The sequence below is a fragment of the Pseudalkalibacillus berkeleyi genome (genome assembly GCF_021608225.1).
GTDB lineage: Bacteria > Bacillota > Bacilli > Bacillales > Fictibacillaceae > Pseudalkalibacillus > Pseudalkalibacillus berkeleyi.
Genome location: NZ_JAKIJS010000001.1, coordinates 231,557 through 254,089 on the forward strand (window position 1 = coordinate 231,557; position 22,533 = coordinate 254,089).

Sequence of the window (22,533 nt, forward strand, 5' to 3'; positions counted from 1 at the left end):
TTAATAATTTAGGAATTCTTACAAATTCTCCAAAACCTTCAATATAACCGTTAAGATTAAAGAAAGAATAGACCAGATCAAAGGTGGTGGCAGGATGAACATTTTAGTAATTGAAGATAATGACAGTGTTTGTTCCATGCTTGAGATGTTTTTTGAGAAGGAAGGATTCAAAGGCGAATTCATACAAGACGGTTCAGAAGGATATGCGAGATATAAACAAAAGGAATGGGACTTGATTATCCTAGATTGGATGCTTCCGAGTATGGATGGCGTAAATATTTGTAAAAAGATAAGAACAGAGAGTAAGGTTCCTATTATTATGTTAACGGCAAAAGATAGTGAATCCGATCAAGTGCTAGGACTAGAACTTGGTGCAGATGATTATGTGACGAAACCCTTTAGTCCATTGACATTGATGGCAAGGATTAAAGCAGTAGCCCGCCGTTATCAGTTGAAGACGAGTCCTGATGATGACCATACGCTTTCGACTAATCTTTTGAAAATTAACATCCAATCGAGAGAAGTTTTCCTTAGCGGAGAAGCTGTTAAAGACCTCACTCCGAAAGAATTTGATCTGCTTCACTATTTTGCTCAACACCCTCGTCAAGTTTTATCAAGAGAGCAGCTTTTGGAAAGGGTATGGGGTTATCAATTTTATGGAGATGAAAGGACCGTAGATGTTCATGTGAAACGATTGAGAAAAAAAGTGGGTTTTCAAGAACGCTCATTGATCCACACTGTATGGGGCGTAGGATATAAATTTGATGAAACGGTAACGGCTAATGAAAGTTAAGTATTTTCATCAGCTCTTAGGGAGTCATATTAGTATATTAATCTTGTCCTTTCTATTGTTGAGCCTTCTATTTACGCGGGTCGTCGAAGGTTATGTGTTTCAAAACAAAGTGGATGAGTTGAAAAGTTACGGAAATCAAATATTGAATGAAAAATCCGCTTTTGAAAGGAAGCCAGGTTCGAAACCGACATTAGCGCACTACATTCAATTATTGCGAGCAAGAGATATCGATTTTGTAACTTTTGACAAGGAAGGTACGATTACATCTCCAATGAGAGGCATTTCAGGATTAAGACTTTCGGGTCCTGAGTGGGAGAAATTATCTAATGGAGAGACAATTTCTGTAAAGCAAGATGTAAAGCGTTTTGATCAAGAGGTTACACTCGTTGCTTTTCCAAAAATGAATGGGGATCAGCTATTAGGAGGCGTTATGTTAATATCACCTATTAGTGGTACGAGGGAGTTCATCCAACAGTTGAACAAATTCCTCATCTTCACGATGCTAGCTTCATTAGTGATCGCCTCCTTATTAAGCTGGTTTTTATCCAAATATCATGGTCGAAGAATTCTAAGGTTAAGAAATGCAGCATCCCAAATTGCATCTGGAAACTATGCTGTTCAACTGCCTTACAAGGATACGGATGAGATCGGTGAATTGACGAAAGATTTTAACGCAATGACGAAACAGTTGAAAGCATCAGCTGAAGAAATCGATCGGTTAGAAGCGAGGCGGAGAAAATTCATTAGCGATGTATCCCATGAAATGCGTACGCCATTGACGACAATCAGGGGAATAATTGAAGGAATACGAAATGACATGATTCCAGCACATGATAAAGAGAAATCAATGAATCTGGTTGAAAAAGAAACAAAACGGCTTATACGTCTCGTGAATGAAAACCTAGATTATGAGAAAATCCGATCCAATCAAATCAAGCTGGAAAAAGAGAACATATCGGTAATTGAACTATTTGAAGTCATTAAAGAGCAGCTGTCTCTACAAGCGGAAGAAAAGGAAAATAAAATTATAATCTCTGCTTCTGACAATCTGAGAGTAAATGCTGATTACGATCGACTCGTTCAAATTCTTCTCAATATTACTCAGAACAGTTTGCAGTTTACAACGAACGGACGTATTGAATTAAGAGGAGTAGATGGAAACGAAGAAACGGTTATCGAGATTGAGGATAACGGAATCGGGATTGATCCAGAAGATATCGAATCCATTTGGGATCGTTTTTATAAAGCAGATCTGTCTCGTAAAAATAACCCACTTGGGGAATTTGGACTTGGGTTATCTATCGTCAAACAACTCGTCGAATTTCATAAAGGGACGATTGAAGTTGAAAGCTCCAAAGGAAAAGGAACGAAATTTACGATTCGCCTTCCGAAAAAAGAATAGTGTAACAAGCCTCGGGCTGTCTGGATTAAGATCCAGGCAGCCCTCTTTGTATGTGGTACTGTCGGTGGTTCGGTCCGCGGTAGTGCGGAAAAGCAGAAACGGCGGATAGAAAGAGGGGCTTACTGTCCGCGGTAGATCGGAAAATCAGAAACGGCGGATAGAAAGAGGGGCTTACTGTCCGCGGTAGTGCGGAAAAGCAGAAACGGCGGATAGAAAGAGGGGCTTACTGTCCGCGGTAGAGTGGAAAAGCAGAAATGGCGGATAGAAAGAGAGGTTTACTGTCCGCGGTAGAGCGGAAAAGCAGAAACGGCGGATAGAAAGAGGTGTTTACTGTCCGCGGTAGAGTGGAAAAGCAGAAATGGCGGATAGAGAGAGGGGCTTACTGTCCGCGATAGTTCAGTGAGTCGAGAGAAGGGGGAAGTGGTTCGAATCCAGTGAGAAGTGGTTCGAATCCAGAGAGAAGTGCCCGCAAGGAGAAACAGACAAAGGACAAAGGATGGCTGTATATTGTAATTTGCATTGAACTTATACAAATGCACTTTACATTTGGAAAATTGTGGAGTAAAATAATGATTGATTAATCAATCAACTTTCATGAGGTGAGTAAAGTGACAAATAAACGTGAAGCTGCAAAGCAGGTTAAACGCAAAAGAATATTAGATGAATCCATTAAACTGTTTTCAACAAACGGATATACAGAAACAACGATACAAATGGTCGCAAATGCTGCGGGAATTAGTTTCGGTAGTGTGTTTACCTATTTTGAAACAAAAGAAACATTATTAGAAGCAACAGTAATGGAACCTTTAGAAGAAGTACGGGAGCAATTAATGATTATTAACTATGAAACGGAAGATGTGACCGAAGAACTAAAAAATTTAATCCAGAGAAATATCCGCTTGTTTTCAACGAGCAAAATTTATTTGCAATTAGTCCAACAAATCATTAGTAGACCTGACCGGCATCCAAAGCTATTGATGTCGCTTGATGCGTTTTTTACTGATTTTGTAAACCATCTAATACCGCTCATAGAGAAAGGTCAAAAAGAAGGAAAGCTGAAAATTCAAGACCCGGAATTAGTTGCAACTGCTTATTTTAGTTTTCTTAATGGCATTCGATTAACGATGGGATTGGAAGAGGATCATATTTGGTGGGAAAAATTTATTGACTCAGCCTATCTTTTATTCGGACCGATTGATTAGAGAGGGGTATTAAGTGATGAAATTCAAAGAGTTCCATCCGAATGTTCAAATTAGGATTGTTGTACAATTTCTGTCCGTTTTAGCTTCAACATCAATCATACCTTTTTTAGCGATTTATTTTGCGAAAACAATTGGAGAAACGTTAACAGGATTCTTTTATATACTTGTCATCTTATCAGGCGTCATAGGAGGCTTAATCGGTGGGCATTTGTCAGATAAGCTTGGAAGAAAGAAGTTAATGGTCCTCTCAGAATCAGTTGTACTGATTACCTACATGGCGATAACGCTCGTGAATTCACCTTGGATTATAAGTCCTTATACGACTATTACTCTATTTATGATCAACATGTTTTTTAGTGGAATCTTCCTACCTGCAGCTCAAGCTATGATGATTGATGTAAGTACACCTCAAAACCGAAAATACATATATGGCTTTTCTTATTGGGCGAACAATTTAGCTATGGCAATCGGTGGAATCGTTGGAGCGTTTTTATTTGCCTCCCATAAATTTGAACTTTTTATCTTCATCTCATCAGTCACATTCGTTTCATTGATGGCGACCATCCTTTTCATCCAAGAATCATACACACCTCCAAGTCATTCATCTAAAGAACCTCATCTTAGTAAAAAAACAACTATTTTTCATACATACACAGAAGTTTTTAAAGATAGAATTTTCCTCCTATATATTACTGCGAGTATATTAATCTTATCTATCGAGATGCATTTAACGAATTATATAGGCATTCGATTAGAACAGAATGTTGATCTCCAAACGCTATTCTCATTCCAAGAATGGAGTTTAGAAGTAGATGGCATTAGATTACTAGGTTTTCTCAAAACAGAGAACACATTATTCGTCGCCTTTTTAGCGGGGGCAGTCACTCTATTTATTAAGCGATTGAAGGATCGATGGAGTTATCAATGGGGCGCATTCCTTTTTGTATCTGGATTTACGGTACTAAGCTTCAGTTTGAATCCGTGGATCCTGTTTATTGCGATTGGTATAGCCTCTATCGGTGAGCTCATGTACATACCGGTCAAACAAGCCTATTTAGCAAACTTAGCACCCGATCATGCAAGGAGCTCATACATGGCAATTGATGGGTTTTCTTATTACTTTGCATCTATCGTCGGCGCATTGTTTATTACGTTAGGTACATTACTAAGTGCTCCGATCATGTCATTCATTATTTTTACTTCAGGACTACTAGGTATCTTTTGTTTTTCTAGGGTTATGACAAATATAGAAAGAAGGGAAGAAGGAATGAAAGAGAAGAAAGCGATGTAGAGAGGATAGAGAGGAACGAATTCAAAAAAGGACTCACAAAAGTCATATCGACTTGATCAGTCCTTTTACATGTTGCGGAAAGGTACGTATGGATTACCGATATATTGAATGTTGAGTGTTCCGTCTTCATATGTTGTAGGTCCAACGTTTCCGACAATGGTGATGGGATTGGAATGAGTATTAGAATTCGCATGTTCAAATATTGTGTTTTGCAGCACTATGACAAGTAACAAGAACAATATCAGTACAATGAGTATGGATGATTCCTTCATACAGATTCCCCCAAGAAATGTCTCTTGTCATTAAATATATGGGAACATTAGAGATTATGTGTGTTAAATTACTGACTTAATTCAATTATTTTGTTGCCATCAGATAAACGTAAATCGACATAATAACTCACTCCGCTATATGGATATACATTACTGTTCATTTTACTTACGTCGATATCCGCTTTAATATGATAGATTTTGCTTTCGTTTGGTCCTACTATTATCTTGAAAGGTCCACCTGCATTCATTAAGGAATCTCCTCTTGCTCCATGATATCTCCAATCCAAAAATTCAATTGATAGTTGAATGTGATCATTACTGTAATTCCTAAGTGGAATAAAGCACTCCCCGTGTAACAAACTATTATCCTCGTCTAATTGATACTCACATCTACTATACTCTTTTCCGTATGTAATTGCGTAAACGCCTGATGCAAAAGTATATTGGTACCCTTTCAGCAACATAGGAGGGATCGTAAATATAATGAGAATCGTCAGGAAGACACTCCTTAATTGATACTTTTGTAAAGAGTGAAAGAGACAGATGATTCCAGCGAGAAAAATCCCTAATAAGAGAAAGGAATGAAGGTTGAACCCGGATTGATTTTCGCTATTTGTCCATACCGATAACCCTAGTGCCTCAGCAATTTGTTCCCCTAACGGCTTTCCAGTAGGGTACGAAAAGCTTAAAAACAAACAAATGGATAACAAAACGATTGCACTGATGAAGAATCTTTTACTTCTGATCATGCTTAAATCCCCCTTAAAACCTCATGTACATTATATATGGGAATACGTGGAAAACCAATCCTTTTTAGACAGGATGTCTTGCAATTCATTCTCTTATGGTAAAGTAAAAGCAGAATGTTAGGCGAGGGGACGATCCATATGCTTCAAAAAGATTTTCAAATAAAAAATCAAATATTGGAAGCGATTATAGATAATGCATTTGAATGGGTAGTTGTCGTGGATCCTCAAGGTATCATTCGCTTCATGAATAAAACGTACTGCGAATTTCTTGAGGTTGATTCGAAAGAAGTAATCGGTAAGCACGTGACAGAAGTAATTGAGAATACGAGAATGCACATTGTTGCAGAAACAGGTGAAGAGGAAATTGCTGACCTGCAGTTTATTAAAGGAAACTATATGATTGCGAATCGTATACCGATCTTCGATGAGGGAGAGGTTGTGGCTGCGCTCGGTACCGTAATATTTCGAGATACAGAACAATGGAAGAAAATGAACAGTCATGTAAAGAGTTTGTTTTCTGAGCTTGAATTTTACCGGAATGAATGGACTGCTAATAATGGTGCGAAATACTCTCTTAATGATCTAGTTGGTACCTCGGAAGCCATTACAGAGCTTAAGCGTATGGTGAAAAAGATTTCTAGTGGAGATATCTCTGTTCTAATTCGTGGTGAAAGCGGCACAGGAAAAGAGTTGTTCGCTCATAGCATTCATCAGTTAAGCGAACGTAGTAATGCCCCGTTTGTTAAGCTAAACTGTGCGGCCATTCCTGATAACTTACTTGAGTCAGAGTTATTTGGCTATGTAGAAGGGGCTTTTACCGGTGCAAAAAAAGGCGGGAAAGTCGGAAAGTTTACCCTCGCAAATGGCGGAACACTGTTTCTTGATGAACTTGGGGACATGCCACTCCAAATGCAAGCCAAGTTATTAAGGGTTTTACAGGAAAAGGAGATCGAGAGAGTCGGTGCAAATGAGACTGAGAAAGTCAATGTACGGGTAATTGTCGCAACGAATCGACCACTAGAAAAAATGGTACAAGAAAAATTATTCAGAGAAGACCTTTTTTATAGAATTAACGGGTTCCAGCTACACATACCACCTTTACGAGAACGAAAGGAAGATATACAGCCGTTAATTGATCACTTTCTAGATAAAGTGACAAGGAGGACAGGGAAACGTATCCAAGGAATTTCTGAGGATGCGATGCGAATGTTACTTGATCATAATTGGCCAGGAAACATTCGAGAACTTGAAAATGTCGTTGAGGCAGCCGTCCATCTTTCTTATATGGAAACCATTGAACCAGAGGCATTACCAGATTATCTCATAGAACGGAATGAGACTCATGTTGGCTCTCAATCTTTGAAGGATCTCGTTGAGAATACGGAACGCAATGCGATTAAGAAAGCGCTAGATCAGCATCATGGTAATAAAATCGCAGCAGCCAAAGCTTTAGGGATTGGGAAATCAAGTCTGTATGAGAAACTAAACAAATATAAATTGATTTAAATTCATTCCAGATTTCCGGAAAACCGTCCGGGATTCTGGAATTTTTAATGATGACAAGCAATACATCAAGAAAACCATACACGTATTCCGACTTTTCGGAAAAATAAAAAGTTTTGATTATTGTAACAACCCATACGTTCAATAAATAGAAGTTGGCATGATACTTGCATTTATTAATTGTTGGAAAATCAATTTTTTGAAAGCGATTCCAAGTGAATGGGGTTAAGAGAAGGAGGAGCATATATGTTAAGTATGATTGGGTTAATTGGTGGACTCATATTATTGATCGTCTTAACGATGAGAGGCATGAACCTGTTAATCGTTGGACCATTATGTGCGTTGTTCGTTGCTGTATTAAGTGGTATTCCGCTTTTTCCACAGCTAGCTGGAGAAGGTGAAGCCAATTTAGTTGGGAACTACATGTCTGGATTTTCAAGCTTCGTAGCAGCATGGTTCCTTATGTTCTTATTAGGGGCTATCTTCGGAAAAGTAATGGAGGATAGCGGAGCTGCAGACAGTGTTTCAAAATGGGTTGTCGAAAAGCTCGGCATGAAACAAGCTGTACTAGCAATTGTTCTTGCATGTGCATTTTTAACGTATGGTGGGGTGAGCTTGTTCGTCGTAGCCTTTTCCGTTTACCCTATGGCGCTCAGCTTATTTAAGCAAGCGAATTTACCTCGTCGGTTTATCCCTGCTACATTGGCATTCGGTTCTGTTACTTTTACGATGACATCAGCAGGTTCACCGGAAATTCAAAACTGGATTCCTATTGAATATTTAGGAACGAGTCCATATGCAGGATGGGAAGTCAGCTTAATCGTTGCGCTCTTTATGGCCGGATTTGGCTATTGGTGGTTACGTAAAATGATTTCTAAAGCGGTTGCCAAAGGTGAGATATTCGAAGCACGGGAAGATGATCCGGAAGTTGCTGAAAAGGAGCTACCTCATCCAGTGGCAGGTATGATTCCGTTGCTCGTTGTTTTAGCCATTTCATTTATTTTCCACGATTCACTTGAACAGTCCGCATTAATCGTTGCGTTGACTGGAGGAATCATTGCAACCTACATTTTAAACAAAAAATATTTTACGGATTTCTGGGAAGCAATGTCTGGCGGAACACTTGGAGCCTTAATTGCAATTGGTAATACCGCTGCTGTAGTTGGGTTCGGTGGCGTCGCGAAAGGCGTACCGGCATTTGATATGGCGGTTAGTGCAATGACAAACATTCCAGGAAGTCCATTAATTGGAGGCGCAATTGCAGTCAGTGTCATAGCGGGTATGACAGGATCAGCATCAGGTGGTCAGGCAATAGCGTTACCTATTTTAGCACCACATTACGTAGATATGGGTGTGAATCCAGAAGCATTACACAGAACAGTGGCCATCTCTTCTGGTGCACTCGATTCTTTACCACACAATGGATACGTCGTTACGACAGTACGTGCGATTTGTGGAGAAACACACCAAGCAGCCTATGGCGCAGTAGGGGCATTGACGGTTATTGTTCCGTTGCTCGGGCTTGCATTAGCCGTAATCTTATTCAGCTTTGGAATTGGGATTTAATGTGTAAGGAGGATACATCATGGTTCAAAATAGAGTTGTTTATATAACAGGTGCAGCAAGTGGAATTGGATACGAAATTGCACAATCATTTGCTGAAGAGGGAGCGAAAGTCGTATTAACAGATATGAATGAGGAAGGGGTATTGAAAGCTTCCAAAGAACTTGTTGATGCTGGATATGAAGCACTTGGATTAAAATGCGATGTTACCAAAGAGGATGAAGTGAAGGTGACAATCGAACAAACCGTTTCGCATTTCGGCAGCTTGGACATTTTGATTAATAACGCTGGACTTCAGCACATATCTGCAGTTGAGGAATTTCCTACAGAGAAATTTGAGTTACTAACGAAGGTTATGCTCGTTGCTCCATTTATCGCTACTAAACATGCTTTACCGTATATGAAAAAGCAAAAGTTTGGGCGGATTTTTAATATGTCGTCGATTAACGGGCTGGTCGGGTTTGCTGGGAAAGCAGCGTATAATAGTGCGAAGCATGGAGTCATAGGATTGACGAAGGTCACTGCGCTTGAAGCAGCTGAATACGGCGTAACTGTCAATGCAATATGTCCGGGATATATTGACACACCCCTCGTTCAAAACCAACTCGAAGATCTAGCAGAAAATCGTGGGGTTACGAAAGAGCAAGTAATGGAAGAAGTCATCTACCCACTCGTACCACAAAAACGATTGCTATCTGTAAAAGAAATTGCAGATTACACGCTATTTCTAGCAAGCGAAAAGGCGAATGGGGTTACAGGACAAGCCGTCGTGATCGATGGAGGATATACAGCTCAATAATATGAAAGGGGACACTTCGAGAACGAAGTGTCTCTTTTTTTAAATGAACTTTGTAGGCGTATTTTATTATTTTCCCCAAGTCGAGGCAAAAGTTCCCCAATTCGAAGGGAAAGTTCCACAAGACGAGAGGAAAGTTCCACAAGTCGAGGCGAATGTTCCACAAGACATGAGAAAAGTTCCCCAAGTGAGAGAAAAAGCTCTAAAAAAGAAGCTAAAACTACCCGCTCTCTTTCAATCAAACCTACCTAATTTTGATAAAAATAAAAAGAAAAAATCCAATAATGAAAAAATGCCCTAGAACAAAGTCATTCAATGTCCTTAGGGCATCTTACTTTTACTAATCAATAATCATGTCGTTTTGCAATTTCAGTATTTGTGCCATGACGCGCTGAATCTCTTCTCGCTGTTGAGGTGTTGCGCTAGCTGATACCTTTTGCAGGTCGATGTATGTTTGCTGGAGCTGTTGTTGTGCACTAGAGTAGGCGGTTTCATCAACTTGTGGTTCTTGTTTGTTATACAGATCATTTTGTTCAGTTGCAAGATCGATTACTTGATGTGCTCGGTTCAGGAACATTTGTAATGATTCGTGTTCTGTCATATCAATGGTTTCCTCCTTATGAAGTCGTACATATAGTGTGGTAAAGTGTACTGAAATTTATGTGCCAAAAGCGTATAGTCATTCGCATAATTTTCTAGACCTCCATATTTGTCCCTATCATGGTTTTTTGTACATACATACAGTAATAGTGAATAGAAGAAAAGGAGGCTGAAAACATGAGCGATGGACACAAGAAAAAAGGCGGTAAAGGCTTTACTCTTATCGTTGTTCTATTCATCCTGTTAATTATCGTAGGAGCTTCTTATGCAGGTGGCGGCGCAGGATATGGCGGTTATGGCGGCGGATGTGGCTGTGACGGTTACGGATATGGCGGCGGTTACGGCTGGTAATCATTAATGGTTAGACAGATGGTGGTTCTCCGCCATCTGTTTTGCATTTATTCGTTAGAAGGCTAAGGTCTTACGCATGAAGCGTGCCCGCTGGTCATTTATGCTATAATATAACCATTTCAAAATCGGAATAAGGAGGCTATCCATGGACCTTGAAAAGGTAGAACGCTTAGGTGAATGGATTTTGGAGTCGACCCATACAGTTGTTTTCACAGGGGCAGGTATGTCAACGGAAAGTGGGATTCCCGATTTCCGGTCAAAAGAAGGCTGGTGGAATAAAATTGATCCTATGACAGTTTCTACGATAGACGCATTAGAAAATGAGTATGATTTGTTCCAAGCCTTTTACAGTTTAAGGTTAGGTGATCTGAAAACGTGTAGACCACATAAAGGTCATACCATCCTAGCTGATTTAGAACAACAGAAGCTTATTTCAGCTGTCATTACTCAAAATGTAGATGGTTTTCATCAAAATGCGGGAAATGAAAATGTTTATGAGTTACATGGTTCGTTACGGTCGATCTTTTGTTCAAAGTGTGGTCATGCTTCAAATGAAGATGCTTTCGTCCACACCAAACCGTGTATCAAATGTAAGGGTCACCTAAGACCTGACATAATTTTATTTGGTGAGCTATTGCCTCAGGAGGTATGGGGGGATGCAATGAAAGAAATTGAACAGTCAGATTTAGTGATTGTAATAGGATCAAGTCTCCAAGTTGCCCCTGCAAATGAGTTACCTTTTCTAACTTCAGGCAGGAAAGTCGTTATAAATAATGAAAGTACACTGTTACATAATCAATTCGATCTTCAAATAGAGGGGAATGCAGGAGACATCTTGCAAAACGTACACAAATACATATTGGAGGTAGGAAAATGACAGTTGTAAAAATACCTAAAGAAGAACGGGAACAATTGATACAGGGCATACAAGGTTATTTTTTGGATGAAAGAGAAGAAGAAATCGGTGAATTAGCAGCTGGATTTATGTTGGACTTTTTTCTCAAAGAAGCAGGTCCTTATTTATATAATCAAGGTGTAATGGATGCGAAGAAACTACTTCAACAGAAAGTATTGAATATGGAAGAAGACTTAGACGCATTACGGAGACCAATTAATCTTCATGAACGATACTAAAAAAATAGGTGATCAAAATGAGTTCGAAATCACAAATACAAGATAAAAATATGAAAAGCAGTCTTGTTTTTGTATACGGGACACTTCGTAAAGGTGAGTCAAATCATCACTTATTAGCTGGGACGAATTGTGTGAATGAGCGTGCTTGGATTAATGGAACGCTATACGATACGGGTCAAGGTTATCCCGCGCTATCTTTAACACCATTTGGCTCTGTTTATGGTGAAGTTTATGAAGTAGATGACAAACTAATAAGTAAACTAGATCAACTAGAAGGATATCAATTTGGGAGAGAGCGTAACTTGTATGAAAGAGAAATGAAAAAGATCATGACAAACGATGGCCTCGTTGAGACATACATTTATACCGTTGATCACAATCCTTCCTTATGTATAAAGCGAATTGAATGTGGAGATTGGGTAAATCGATCTTAGCGCTCTTCCATGATTCTAGATTTTGAATATATGTCTATTCTACGATTCCATTTCATAATTTGTGTTTCTCTTTCCATACCAATACGCTTTGCAACTGCAATAGAGGGCTTGTTATTTGGGTCAATGAGTGAGATCATCTTTGGGAATTCACATGTATGAAACCCATGTTGTAAGCATGCACGCGCGGCTTCAGTAGCAAAGCCCTTTCCCCAGTGATCTCTAATAAATGAATAGCCAATCTCCATAAGGATTTCATCATTCACCTTTTGAGGCACAATGCCACACTGCCCGAGAAAATGGCCATCTTCAGCGGATACTACGGCCCATAACCCCACCTTATATACGTGATAATTTCGATGGTTCCAAGCTATCCAATCTTGGGCCTCTTGGATGGACTTTGTACGCTCGTAATATTTCATTGCGATTGGGTCAGAGAAAATTTCCATAAGATGGTCTCGATCTGACTCCCTCAATGGCCTGAGTCTCAAACGATCTGTCACTAGTGAAATCACCCCTCCCATCTCTCCCTTCATACATTCATATTAACAAACTTTAATGTAAGTATATGAAAGATCATCCTCCTTCATCCAATCATTATCCCTTCTACTATTCAAGCTTAAAAACTCATTTTAGAAAAGAAAAAGCACTCATTTTCGGATAGTTTCTTCCATAAGTTATAGTATGGACCAGGACAAGGAGGGAATTGATTGAAGAACGAAGAGAAGAGGTTGCGAGATGTTCAAGCACTTGCCTATCATGTTACAGATGCCATTCACTTAAATCCTATGAGACGAAGTGAACAGGATTTAAAGACAGCTGTTGATCAGTTATCGAGAGCAGTAGGCATACTCTCTGATTCGAGTCGATGTATTTCATTAGATGAGGTTGAAGAGAAAGTGAACAAAGCTTATCAACTAATCGTGAAACGTAATCATTCAAATAAGAAGATGAAGATTAAATAATTAAGGCAGTCAGAAAAGGCGTGATGGACCACTCTTCATGCCTTTTTTCATTTACATGAAAGGCAAAAAAATTGGGACTAGCTATAATTAGCTAGTCCCGATGTAAGGGGAGGTAGGATAATGTTTTCAGGGGATCCACATTCTCATATGGAACCTCCTATTACTATAGACGAAATCATTTCAAAAAGGTTGCAGGGTTTTGGCAAAAAAGATCGAAATATCATATAGATCATAATGAGAACTTATGTTCTTTATTTGAGAATGAAAGGGATGATGTGATGAAGGATGCGTTAATCGTTATTGATGTACAGGAAGCTGTAATGGAAAACAGTTATCAAGAAAAAGAAACTATTGAACAGATTAATGAGTTGATTCTTCGTGCTCGGTCAAACCAAATTCCAATTATCTATGTTCAACATGAATATCCGATCGGTCCTATGAAACGTGGGGAACCAAATTGGCAGCTACATGAACACCTAGAAAAACCACTTGAATCAGATATCATCATCAATAAAACATTGCCAAATGCTTTTTCAGACACTTCATTGAAAGAAGTATTGAACCAAATGGATATTCGTCACGTTTATATTTGCGGGGCACAGACGGACTTTTGTGTTGACTCAACGTGTCGAGGTGCATTTGACAACCATTACGATGTCACATTAATTACGGATGCCCATACAACGACTGACAAAAGTCATATGACATCGGAACAAATTATTAATCACGTCCACCAAACGCTTGAGAACTTTTGGAGTCCAAAAGCAACACTAACATTACAGAAATCTGATGAGGTTAAGTGGATGGTCACACAAACTGAAGGAGGAATAAAATGAAGATTACAAAGAGCCCAATCAACCGAGTAGGAACACCGTTTATTCACGTGAAGGATTTACAAAAGACATCAACTTGGTATGCAGGTCTACTCGGAAAAGAAGTACCATCCGTAAATCCCGAACACCCTGTTCATTATTTTGAATTGGAAGGGGGAGGAGGCTTACTTCTGGATGATGACCGTAATAATGCACCTGGAACAGAAGCCTCAATCATGCTCCATACTGATAACATTGATGAAGCTTACGGATTCGTAAAAGAAAAAGGTGGAGAAATTGTACGTGAAATTGAGAGACATCCCGATGTTTCCTTTTTCAACTTTAAGGATCCAGACGGTAATGTACTCATGATTTGTGAACAACATGAGAACAGTAATAGAAGTTAAATGATTTATTGGGAATTGCTGACTTCAAGCAATTCCCTTTTTATATAGAAATATGATAGTATACGAACAGAATACATAGAAAGCAGGGATTTCCAATTAATAAGAAGCTAATCATGATTTTCGCAAGTGCCATTTTAGCGGGTATCCTTCTAATCGTTCTTATTTCTTTATTAATCAAAACGCCTGAAGAGGAAGCGAATGATTTTGTTGAAAGGTTAAAAAGTGGGACGGTCAACGAAAATGCTTTAAACGAGCAACAACTAACTGAACTGAACGCTTTTATCCAATTCCCAAATGACAAAGATCTAGACCAAACTAGGATGGTGATTTACTCAGCAGAAGATGTTGATAATGGTTACCAAGTTCGCGTTCGTTTCCAAGCATATGAATATAAAGATGAAGGATCTAAAGTCATAGAATCATACGACGGGGATTTATATATAATCATGCAAAAAGTTGGCTTTCGAAGCTGGAATATTATCGATGTTAAAATAAATGCTTATAAGTAGAGAGGGTGATGGCGGTGTTTATTTTTCCAATTGAAGATAACTTGTCTCTTAAATTATTAGAAAAAAAGGACATACCAGAGCTGTTTGCCCTTGTAGACCAATCCCGAAAGTATTTAAGGGAGTGGTTACCTTGGGTTGATAGCATGGAGAAAGAGGAAGATTACGAACCTGTCATTGAATTGTGGAGAAAGCAATTCTGTGACGAGAACGGTTTTCAAGCCGGTATACTGTATCAAGACAAATTGGTTGGGATGATCGGTTATCATTACATAGATTATGCTAGTAAGAAAACATCAATCGGTTATTGGCTTTCTGAGCATAACCAAGGTAAAGGAATTATGACGAAAGCAACTCAGACATTAGTAGATTATGCGTTCAATGTATTGCATTTGAATCGAATTGAAATCCAATGTGGGACAGGAAATAGAAAGAGTGCAGCTATTCCAGAACGATTAGGTTTTGTAAAAGAAGGAACCATTCGCGATGCTGAGTATTTGTATGATCACTTTCATGACTGCTATCTATATAGTTTGCTGAAAAGAGAATATGAAATAATGTAAAGAAGCTGACCGTTGGGTCAGCTTCTTTTATTTGAAAAATCCTAAGTCCTGATAAACATAGGGTGTATCTGGTTTCTTGATTTTATCAACCTCTTTCACTTCAATTAAAGGAATGCGGTTTTCCTCATAAGTTGTATGGGATATTGTTCCTGTCACTTTCACCCAACTATCGTCATCTATTTGATCTAAATCGCTTCCTGTAGCCATCATACCGATTACTGAGGTATCTGCTGAACAGCAGCTCATTAGGAAGCGAGCTACGACGAGCTGATTTTGCTCCATGCCATTTTCTCGATAGACGAAACCTTTAACTTCAATCTCTTTACCTTCGAACCGATCTAAGAAAATCGTGATGGAATCCACGAGGTCGGCATAATTGTCGTCAGTGATCTTGATCCTTTCCTTGTCCTCATACTTATCAGCGATTTCTAAATAATATTCATCGTAATCGAAATCCGACTCGGTATCTGGTGAGTCATCTGAATATTTCTCATCAAGCTCCTCCATATACTTTTCCGGATCTTCCAAATACGCATCTGCATTAGGGGTATCACTATCAGATTGAGTTTTTTCAAGAGGCTTGTCTGATTTTGAAGCAGAGGCCTTCATTCCGACCGTACCTGTAAGTGAAACACCTTTCTTCTCGGCCATAGCACTATCCAATACTTTATCTGGGAAGACAAAGCCTGTTAGTAATGGCAATAGAAATAAAAAATACACAGAAAATCGCATGAACGGTTTGCTCGTATCTGCATGATCATGACCACATAAACAATGTTCCTCTGAATCCTCGGATCTGAACATTTGGACGACTCCCAAAACAAAGAACGTACCTGCTGCAAAATAAATGAACTTCATCATTTGTGGGGCGATATAATATTGGATTTTCCCACTGTAGATGAATGAACATAAAAGAAATGCAAATCCAAACAGAATGATCGCTCGCAAATTGATATAAAATTGATTATTCAAAAGCTCAACCTCCGATCAATAGTTGAAAAATGAGAATAGCGATGAACACCGAACCAGTTATGACACCCATGAGCACGAGTACGAATTTCTTTTTGAAATAGGCAAGAAGCATCAAAGTGTTCTTGATATCAAGCATCGGTCCATACACGAGGAATGCGACGATCGATGCTGTACTGAAAGTTGATTGGAACGTTACGGCTACAAATGCATCTGCTTCAGAACAGAGTGAAACAAGATACGCGAATGCCATCATCACTAAGGTTGATGACCATACATCTGAACCGATCGCTGTAATGACATCACGGCTGACAAAAGCCTGGAATGAACTGGCCAACAAGGCTCCTAGCAAAAGAAATTTTCCTGTGTCGAAAAATTCATCCGTCATATGATACATCGTCAATTTCCACTTAGAAGTCGTTTGCTCGTGACTGTGAGTATGACTATGTTCATGGTCATGGTTTGTTCTTTTCAACATATCACCGTTTTTGAAGATAGCGTAGACGATTGCTCCTATTAATATTGCCAAAATGAAGCCCAAGCCCATTCTTGCAAACACGACCGTCAAATCTGAACGAAATGCATAATAGGTTGATAGAAATACGATCGGATTCAAGATTGGTGCACCGACAAGAAAGACGACACCGATATGTAGCGGCATCCCTTTTTTGATCAATCTACGAACGACTGGTATGATGGCACACTCACAAACTGGAAAAAGTGCAGCCATGATTGCAGCTGGAAGTAAAGCGATATATCCCTTTTTTGGTGTGAACCGCCTGATCGTCTCTTCTGAAACGAAAGATTGGATCAGAGCGGATACGAACACGCCTAATAATAGAAAAGGAAAGGCTTCCAGCACGATGCTCAAGAAAATGGTATTCAAGTCTACTAGTGTCGTAGGGAGAGCAGATGGTAGAGTTGAACCTTTAATATCTTCGAGAAAGAAAAACCCAAATAAGAATAAAAAGAACAAAAGAAATAGAATCATATTTTCACGCAAATTTTGTTGGGACACTTTATTTCACATCACTTGTATTTTAATGGCTTAAAGCTTTTTTTAAAGTAGATTGGTTTCGTTCCATCAAAGTAAAATAATCTTCCTTGTTCTCGATGTCTTCTTCTGTCAGAACCGATAGATTGTGAAGATAGAGTATATCCAGATTAAGGTGTTTTTTGATCGTTTCAGCAGGTTTTGTGCTGACATTTTGTTCAAATAAGATATATTGAATGTTGTACTCACGTGTCTCTTCAATAATTTCCTTCATTTGTTGCTGTGTTGGTTCATTGGTCGGAGACAGACCAGAGACACTAATTTGCTCAATACCGTATCGGTGCTCCCAATACCCATAAGCCGCATGTGATACTAATATTTCTTTTCTTTCCGCCTGCTCTACCATTTGTTGATAAGATCGATCAAGCTCTTCAAGTTTTTTCTTTAAATCAAGGAAGTTGCGCTCGAAATCATCCTTCGCTTCAGGTTTAGCTTGAATCAGTTCGGACTTGATATGGTCGGCCAGATCAATTGCTAAAATCGGGTCGAGCCAGACATGAGGGTCCACATCTCCATGATCGTCATGCTTTTCTTCAGCTTGTTGCGTTTCTTCCTCATCGTGGTCGTTGTGTTCATGGCCATGATTGGATTGGAAAACTTCAAAAGTTACACCTTCAGATGCTTCAATGAGTTCAACCTCACCGTCTTTCAACGTTTTAGCTGCAGATTCTGCAAATCCTTCCAAACCAGCTCCCATATATATGAAAAGATCGCTATCCGCTAGTTTGATCATCGTCTTTGGTGTAGGTTCGAAAGTATGAGCATCTGCTCCAGGTGGCAGGATACTTTCCACTTCAACGTGGGTGCCTCCGATTTTTTTAGTGAAATCTGCTAACGGATAAAGCGTGGTCATGACCTCCAATTTTTTAGTGGACTCATTAGCGTCCGTTGTTGAAGCATATTTATTTTGGCCGCAAGCTGCGACTAATAACAAACTTGAAAAAATAAATAGCATTTTTTTATACATTTTTTATCCCCCTAAAGAATCAATGCATAAATCAGTATATCGTAACGATTACGATTTGTGAATAGGAATAATTACGATTTAATAAATACAATAAACCATAAAAATGACTTTTAATTCATACAATTTTAGGGAATGGAATAGATATGACAACAAAAACGTGGAGGAGAAATGATGACAAAAACAGAAATTGCATTACGTTTTGTACGGTTCAGTCAATGGGTTCAGAGCCTTGATGCATTAAGTGATGATGAGTGGTTTCTCCCGGTTAGCCCCGGTAAATGGTCGGTTGCAGAAATCATTGCGCACCTTACTTATTGGGACCGTTATTTCCTTAAAGAAAGGTATCCGAAAATGAAGGCTGAAGCACGACTACCGAGGTCTATTGATGTAGATGTTATGAATCAGAAAGCATCCTTATATGCGAAGAGCGGCGTGAAGAAAGAAGAACTAATTAAAGAATTTCTCGAGACTAGAGATCTTATTGTGAAAGCAATCAACGCAAGGTCTGAAGAAGAAATGGACGTTATTTTCTACAACAGAGGGCATAAAGAAACATTGAGAGAATACTTAGTTAACCTTTGTGAGCATGACAGGCATCATAAGCATCAAATTGACGCTTCCCTCAACAATAAATTCGAAGTAGAAGGAATGAATTAAACAACATTTTTTAAAGTATGTGGTGATTGCCACATGCTTTTTTTATTGTCTCTTTTTCATGTTCATTAACGGATGTGAATGCGAGCGAAATACCTATAGTAGTGGAAAAGTCGAGATTTTTTATACACTCAAAAGCACAATCGACGCTCTTCCTATGGATAATATATACATTGTAATGTTAGACAATTCCGACTACACTTAGTGTAAGCGTTTTAATTCGGAACATATATTCCGTATATCGGAACGAAACATTATGGTAAGACTGAGGTGGATTTATGAAAGAAACAAATACAACTGTCATTAAGGCAATGGCGATCCTGGAACTATTTAAAGCGCACCGCTCATTATCTTTGAAAAAAGTGATCCATTTGACTGGTTCGCCTAAAACAACAGTTTACAGAATGATCCTTTCATTAGAAGAATCAGGCTTTCTTCGAAAAAATCAACATGGTGAATATGAACTTGGATTCGCCTTCTTAGAATTTGGACAATTAGTGAAATCTCGCTTAGATATACGGCAAGTAGCTCTTCCTGTCATGATGAAGTTGAAAGAAGAATTAGGTGAAGCAGTAAACTTAATTGTACGTGAAGGAAATGAAGCTATTTACGTCGAGAAGATTGAAACCGATAAGCCTGTAAGGGTCTATACCGGAATAGGTCGAACAGCCCCTTTATATGCAGGCGCATGTCCAAGAATTCTACTAGCTCACATGTCACAAGACGATCAAGAAAAATATTTGAATCAAGTTAATTTGAACCCAATAGCTTCAGGGACGATTACAGATAAGGTTAAATTGATTGAGGTTCTACAAGAATCAAAGCATAGCGGATACACAATTAGTCATTCAGAATTACATGACGATTCATCAGCAATTGCTGCGCCGATTATGAATTATGAGGGTGAAATATGTGCAGGCATCAGCGTAGTAGGTCCCGAAAATCGATTCAGAAACTCTGAAACACTTCCACATTTCATTCAACAAGTTACAAAAGCAGCTTATGAAATTTCTAACCTACTAGGTTGGGAATCTAACACATATTGAGGTGATATCTTGAAGTATGAACTTAGCCCTCTTGGAGACTCTGCTGTCATTGTACAGCTAGGACGAGTGATATCCGAAGAGACTCATCACGCAGTTCGCAACGTCACGGACTATCTCCAAGACAACCCGATAGACGGAATGGTAGATTATGTACCAGCATTTTCATCTGTAACAATCTTTTACATCCCAATGGAAGTGATTCAAGGTCATAGCTATTCTAAGATCGCTTCCCCATATGAAATAGTTTGTGAACAATTAAAAGAAAGATTCGATAATATCACATTTACGAAGCGAAAAGAATCAAGAACAGTAGAAATTCCAGTTTGCTATGAAGGTGAGTTTGGAGCGGACCTCCAAATTGTCGCAGACCACAATCAAATAAGTGTAGAAGAAGTTATTGATATCCATACGAGTGGAGAGTATTTGGTTTACATGCTTGGTTTTGCACCAGGGTTTCCATACTTAGGTGGCATGTCGGAGAAGATTGCGACGCCTCGTAAGGAGACGCCGAGAACTTCTATTCCCGCTGGTTCAGTTGGAATTGCAGGTTCTCAAACGGGCATCTATCCAATTGAAACACCTGGAGGTTGGCAACTCATTGGACAGACACCATCGATATTATTTGATATTGAAAAAGACCCCCCAACTTTATTAGAGCCTGGAGATACGATTCGCTTTTACTCAATATCCTTATCTGAATTCAAGAACATGAAGGAGGAACAAGGATGAAAATTATTAAACCAGGATTGCAGGTAACGATACAAGATACAGGTCGGTTTGGTTATCAACGTTATGGCGTCATCGTAAATGGGGTTATGGACCAACTTGCGCACAGAATTGGTAACATCCTTGTTGGGAACATAGGTGACGAAGCTTCATTGGAAATGACCATGAAGGGACCAGAAATTGAGTTCGAAGAAGATGCCCTTATCTCGCTAACGGGTGGAGACCTTTCGGCTACTTTAAACGGACAATCAGTCAAACGTTGGCGCCCCATTTACGTCAAGGCAGGAACCGTTTTGAAATATGGTGCATGTGCTTCTGGATGTAGAGGTTATTTAACTGTTGCAGGAGGAATAGATGTACCGGTCATTATGGGCAGTCGTTCCACATACTTGAGGGCTGAATTTGGAGGATATGAAGGTAGGGCGTTGAAATCAGGCGATCAACTGAAAATTGGTAAACGATCTGATCAATCCAAGAAAATCTTTGATCAATTGGCGCATACCGATCAACCGTTTGTAGAATCGGATTGGTTTTCTGCATCCGACTGGGGTTCTGAAAATACGGATCAGCATGTCATCCGCTTTATCCCAGGCCGTGAATGGTCTGATTTTACTGAGGAAAGTCAACGATTATTTACAGAAACAGAATTTCAATTAACACCTCAATCAGATCGTATGGGTTACAGGTTTAATGGAGAGCGTTTAGAACGATCGGAGCAGGTAGAAATGATTTCTGAAGCCGTTACATTCGGAACGGTTCAAGTACCATCTGAAGGAAATCCAATTATTTTACTAGCGGACAGACAAACTGCAGGGGGATATCCGAAAATTGCCCAAATTGCTTCCGTTGACTTCTCTAAAGTAGCTCAGCTGAAACCAGGAGAGAAAGTCCGTTTCAAAAAAATAACTCATCAAGAAGCTGAGCAACTGTTGCTTGAACAGGAACAAAATATTCAACAACTCGAACAAGGAATTTCGTTGAAATTAAGATAGGAGGATCAACTTTGAAAACGATAGATTTAAATTGTGATCTTGGGGAGAGCTTTGGTACCTATCAAAAAGGTAGAGACGAAGAAATTCTCGATTATGTGACATCTGCAAACATCGCGTGCGGTTTTCATGCAGGAGACCCTTCTGTCATGAGAAAGACCGTTAAACTAGCTTTAGAAAAAGGAGTAGGAATTGGTGCACATCCAGGTTTACCTGATCTCATTGGTTTTGGTAGACGACCTATGCAAATATCTCCAGATGAAGCCTATGATATGGTCATTTATCAAGTTGGTGCACTCTACGGATTTATTAAGTCAGAAGGGGGTGCCATGCAACATGTCAAACCCCATGGTGCCCTTTATAACATGGCAGCTAAAGATGAAGTCATAGCGAAGGCAATTGCTGAAGCTGTTTATAAGGTTAATCCTGAGTTGATTTTATTCGGTCTTTCAGGTAGTCAACTAGTGAAAGCCGGACGACAAACGGGTCTTAAGACAGCAAATGAAGTTTTTTCAGACCGAACTTATCAACAAGATGGATCACTCACACCGCGTACTGAAGAGAACGCATTAATTGTTGAGGAAGAGCAATCTGTATCTCAAGTTGTAAGAATGGCGAAAGAAGGTAAAGTCAATTGTTTACAAGGTATGGATATCCCAATAGAAGCAGATACGATTTGTATTCATGGGGATGGTGCTCATGCGCTTGAATTCGCTCAAACGATCCGCGCAGGCTTGACCGAATCAGAAATAACGATAGAACGAATTGAAAAATCATTAAAATAGGTG

The 22,533-nt window shown here is 39.2% G+C and carries 29 protein-coding genes; 22 read left to right on the top strand and 7 right to left on the bottom strand.

All coding sequences use genetic code 11. From position 1 onward, the window contains the following. Nucleotides 1–94: 94 nt before the first annotated feature. The 4 genes from L2716_RS01235 to L2716_RS01250 all read left to right on the top strand — a co-directional run bounded on the left by L2716_RS01235 (nt 95) and on the right by L2716_RS01250 (nt 4,688). Nucleotides 95–793, top strand: a complete 699-nt coding sequence (locus L2716_RS01235) for a response regulator transcription factor (RefSeq protein ID WP_236330842.1) — start codon at nt 95–97, stop codon at nt 791–793. After that, nucleotides 783–2,195: a sensor histidine kinase gene (locus tag L2716_RS01240; RefSeq protein WP_236330845.1), complete on the top strand. Its 1,413-nt coding sequence runs from the start codon at nt 783–785 to the stop codon at nt 2,193–2,195. Before L2716_RS01235 ends, L2716_RS01240 begins: the two co-directional genes overlap by 11 nt. Before the next feature lie 608 nt (nt 2,196–2,803). Then, nucleotides 2,804–3,397: a TetR/AcrR family transcriptional regulator gene (locus L2716_RS01245; protein WP_236330849.1), complete on the top strand. Its 594-nt coding sequence runs from the start codon at nt 2,804–2,806 to the stop codon at nt 3,395–3,397. Between the two features lie 16 nt (nt 3,398–3,413). Continuing rightward, the gene (locus L2716_RS01250) at nt 3,414–4,688 is read left to right on the top strand and encodes an MFS transporter (protein ID WP_236330852.1); all 1,275 of its coding nucleotides are present in this window, start codon (nt 3,414–3,416) and stop codon (nt 4,686–4,688) included. Between the two features lie 65 nt (nt 4,689–4,753). Here the strand turns inward: L2716_RS01250 and L2716_RS01255 are convergent, their stop codons facing one another. Next, on the bottom strand, nt 4,754–4,960 hold the full coding sequence (locus L2716_RS01255; RefSeq protein ID WP_236330855.1) for a hypothetical protein: 207 nt from the start codon (nt 4,958–4,960) through the stop codon (nt 4,754–4,756). Between the two features lie 68 nt (nt 4,961–5,028). Further along, entirely contained in the window at nt 5,029–5,709 is a 681-nt protein-coding gene (locus L2716_RS01260) for a hypothetical protein (RefSeq protein ID WP_236330858.1), read from the bottom strand. A gap of 138 nt (nt 5,710–5,847) precedes the next feature. Here L2716_RS01260 and L2716_RS01265 point away from each other — a divergent pair, with 138 nt between their 5' ends. The 4 genes from L2716_RS01265 (at nt 5,848) to L2716_RS01280 (ending at nt 9,872) form a co-directional block, all read left to right on the top strand. After that, the gene (locus L2716_RS01265) at nt 5,848–7,215 is read left to right on the top strand and encodes a sigma-54 interaction domain-containing protein (protein ID WP_236330860.1); all 1,368 of its coding nucleotides are present in this window, start codon (nt 5,848–5,850) and stop codon (nt 7,213–7,215) included. A 243-nt stretch (nt 7,216–7,458) separates the two neighbouring features. Then, the gene (locus L2716_RS01270; RefSeq protein WP_236330863.1) at nt 7,459–8,778 is read left to right on the top strand and encodes a GntP family permease; all 1,320 of its coding nucleotides are present in this window, start codon (nt 7,459–7,461) and stop codon (nt 8,776–8,778) included. Nucleotides 8,779–8,797: 19 nt separating this feature from the next. Further along, nucleotides 8,798–9,574: a 3-hydroxybutyrate dehydrogenase gene (locus L2716_RS01275; protein WP_236330866.1), complete on the top strand. Its 777-nt coding sequence runs from the start codon at nt 8,798–8,800 to the stop codon at nt 9,572–9,574. A gap of 43 nt (nt 9,575–9,617) precedes the next feature. Further along, complete coding sequence (locus L2716_RS01280) at nt 9,618–9,872, top strand: hypothetical protein (protein WP_236330869.1); 255 nt, start codon at nt 9,618–9,620, stop codon at nt 9,870–9,872. A 39-nt stretch (nt 9,873–9,911) separates the two neighbouring features. On the opposite strand, the gene L2716_RS01285 is transcribed toward L2716_RS01280, so the two are convergent. Then, nucleotides 9,912–10,172 (bottom strand): DUF2524 family protein, encoded by a 261-nt coding sequence (locus tag L2716_RS01285; protein ID WP_236330873.1) that lies wholly within the window; start codon nt 10,170–10,172, stop codon nt 9,912–9,914. Nucleotides 10,173–10,348: 176 nt separating this feature from the next. Here L2716_RS01285 and L2716_RS01290 point away from each other — a divergent pair, with 176 nt between their 5' ends. The 4 genes from L2716_RS01290 (at nt 10,349) to L2716_RS01305 (ending at nt 12,090) form a co-directional block, all read left to right on the top strand. Next, nucleotides 10,349–10,522: a YjcZ family sporulation protein gene (locus tag L2716_RS01290; protein ID WP_236330876.1), complete on the top strand. Its 174-nt coding sequence runs from the start codon at nt 10,349–10,351 to the stop codon at nt 10,520–10,522. 145 nt (nt 10,523–10,667) lie between these two features. Next, entirely contained in the window at nt 10,668–11,399 is a 732-nt protein-coding gene (locus L2716_RS01295) for an SIR2 family NAD-dependent protein deacylase (protein ID WP_236330878.1), read from the top strand. Continuing rightward, the gene (locus L2716_RS01300; RefSeq protein ID WP_236330881.1) at nt 11,396–11,656 is read left to right on the top strand and encodes a DUF2164 domain-containing protein; all 261 of its coding nucleotides are present in this window, start codon (nt 11,396–11,398) and stop codon (nt 11,654–11,656) included. The genes L2716_RS01295 and L2716_RS01300 overlap by 4 nt, the downstream gene beginning before the upstream one ends. A 17-nt stretch (nt 11,657–11,673) precedes the next feature. After that, nucleotides 11,674–12,090: a gamma-glutamylcyclotransferase family protein gene (locus L2716_RS01305; RefSeq protein WP_236330884.1), complete on the top strand. Its 417-nt coding sequence runs from the start codon at nt 11,674–11,676 to the stop codon at nt 12,088–12,090. Here the strand turns inward: L2716_RS01305 and L2716_RS01310 are convergent. After that, entirely contained in the window at nt 12,087–12,590 is a 504-nt protein-coding gene (locus tag L2716_RS01310) for a GNAT family N-acetyltransferase (RefSeq protein WP_236330887.1), read from the bottom strand. The two genes, L2716_RS01305 and L2716_RS01310, sit on opposite strands and share 4 nt — an antisense overlap. A 207-nt stretch (nt 12,591–12,797) precedes the next feature. Here L2716_RS01310 and L2716_RS01315 point away from each other — a divergent pair, with 207 nt between their 5' ends. From L2716_RS01315 to L2716_RS01335, 5 genes are all read left to right on the top strand, one after another. Further along, complete coding sequence (locus L2716_RS01315; protein WP_236330889.1) at nt 12,798–13,052, top strand: hypothetical protein; 255 nt, start codon at nt 12,798–12,800, stop codon at nt 13,050–13,052. Nucleotides 13,053–13,330: 278 nt separating this feature from the next. Further along, the gene (locus tag L2716_RS01320; protein WP_236330892.1) at nt 13,331–13,888 is read left to right on the top strand and encodes a cysteine hydrolase family protein; all 558 of its coding nucleotides are present in this window, start codon (nt 13,331–13,333) and stop codon (nt 13,886–13,888) included. Beyond that, entirely contained in the window at nt 13,885–14,271 is a 387-nt protein-coding gene (locus L2716_RS01325) for a VOC family protein (RefSeq protein WP_236330895.1), read from the top strand. The genes L2716_RS01320 and L2716_RS01325 overlap by 4 nt, the downstream gene beginning before the upstream one ends. Nucleotides 14,272–14,384: 113 nt before the next feature. Then, entirely contained in the window at nt 14,385–14,780 is a 396-nt protein-coding gene (locus L2716_RS01330; RefSeq protein ID WP_236330897.1) for a hypothetical protein, read from the top strand. A gap of 41 nt (nt 14,781–14,821) precedes the next feature. Continuing rightward, complete coding sequence (locus tag L2716_RS01335) at nt 14,822–15,340, top strand: GNAT family N-acetyltransferase (RefSeq protein ID WP_408005281.1); 519 nt, start codon at nt 14,822–14,824, stop codon at nt 15,338–15,340. A 27-nt stretch (nt 15,341–15,367) separates the two neighbouring features. Here the strand turns inward: L2716_RS01335 and L2716_RS01340 are convergent, their stop codons facing one another. From L2716_RS01340 to L2716_RS01350, 3 genes are read right to left on the bottom strand one after another with little or no spacing between them, the layout of a single operon-like run. Beyond that, entirely contained in the window at nt 15,368–16,312 is a 945-nt protein-coding gene (locus L2716_RS01340) for a TIGR03943 family putative permease subunit (protein WP_236330900.1), read from the bottom strand. 4 nt (nt 16,313–16,316) lie between these two features. Continuing rightward, nucleotides 16,317–17,300 carry a permease gene (locus L2716_RS01345; protein WP_236330903.1) on the bottom strand — a complete coding sequence of 328 codons (984 nt, stop codon included), beginning with the start codon at nt 17,298–17,300 and terminating at the stop codon, nt 16,317–16,319. Nucleotides 17,301–17,349: 49 nt separating this feature from the next. Next, complete coding sequence (locus L2716_RS01350; protein ID WP_236330906.1) at nt 17,350–18,330, bottom strand: metal ABC transporter solute-binding protein, Zn/Mn family; 981 nt, start codon at nt 18,328–18,330, stop codon at nt 17,350–17,352. 171 nt (nt 18,331–18,501) lie between these two features. Between L2716_RS01350 and L2716_RS01355 the strand changes: the two genes are divergently transcribed. From L2716_RS01355 to L2716_RS01375, 5 genes are all read left to right on the top strand, one after another. Beyond that, nucleotides 18,502–18,987 (top strand): DinB family protein, encoded by a 486-nt coding sequence (locus L2716_RS01355; protein WP_236330910.1) that lies wholly within the window; start codon nt 18,502–18,504, stop codon nt 18,985–18,987. Between the two features lie 275 nt (nt 18,988–19,262). Then, complete coding sequence (locus L2716_RS01360) at nt 19,263–20,030, top strand: IclR family transcriptional regulator (protein ID WP_236330913.1); 768 nt, start codon at nt 19,263–19,265, stop codon at nt 20,028–20,030. A gap of 9 nt (nt 20,031–20,039) precedes the next feature. Beyond that, nucleotides 20,040–20,759 (top strand): 5-oxoprolinase subunit PxpB, encoded by a 720-nt coding sequence (gene pxpB, locus L2716_RS01365; RefSeq protein WP_236330916.1) that lies wholly within the window; start codon nt 20,040–20,042, stop codon nt 20,757–20,759. Beyond that, nucleotides 20,756–21,748: a 5-oxoprolinase subunit C family protein gene (locus tag L2716_RS01370; RefSeq protein ID WP_236330919.1), complete on the top strand. Its 993-nt coding sequence runs from the start codon at nt 20,756–20,758 to the stop codon at nt 21,746–21,748. The genes pxpB and L2716_RS01370 overlap by 4 nt, the downstream gene beginning before the upstream one ends. 11 nt (nt 21,749–21,759) lie before the next feature. Then, complete coding sequence (locus L2716_RS01375; RefSeq protein ID WP_236330922.1) at nt 21,760–22,530, top strand: LamB/YcsF family protein; 771 nt, start codon at nt 21,760–21,762, stop codon at nt 22,528–22,530. Nucleotides 22,531–22,533 lie beyond the last annotated feature (3 nt).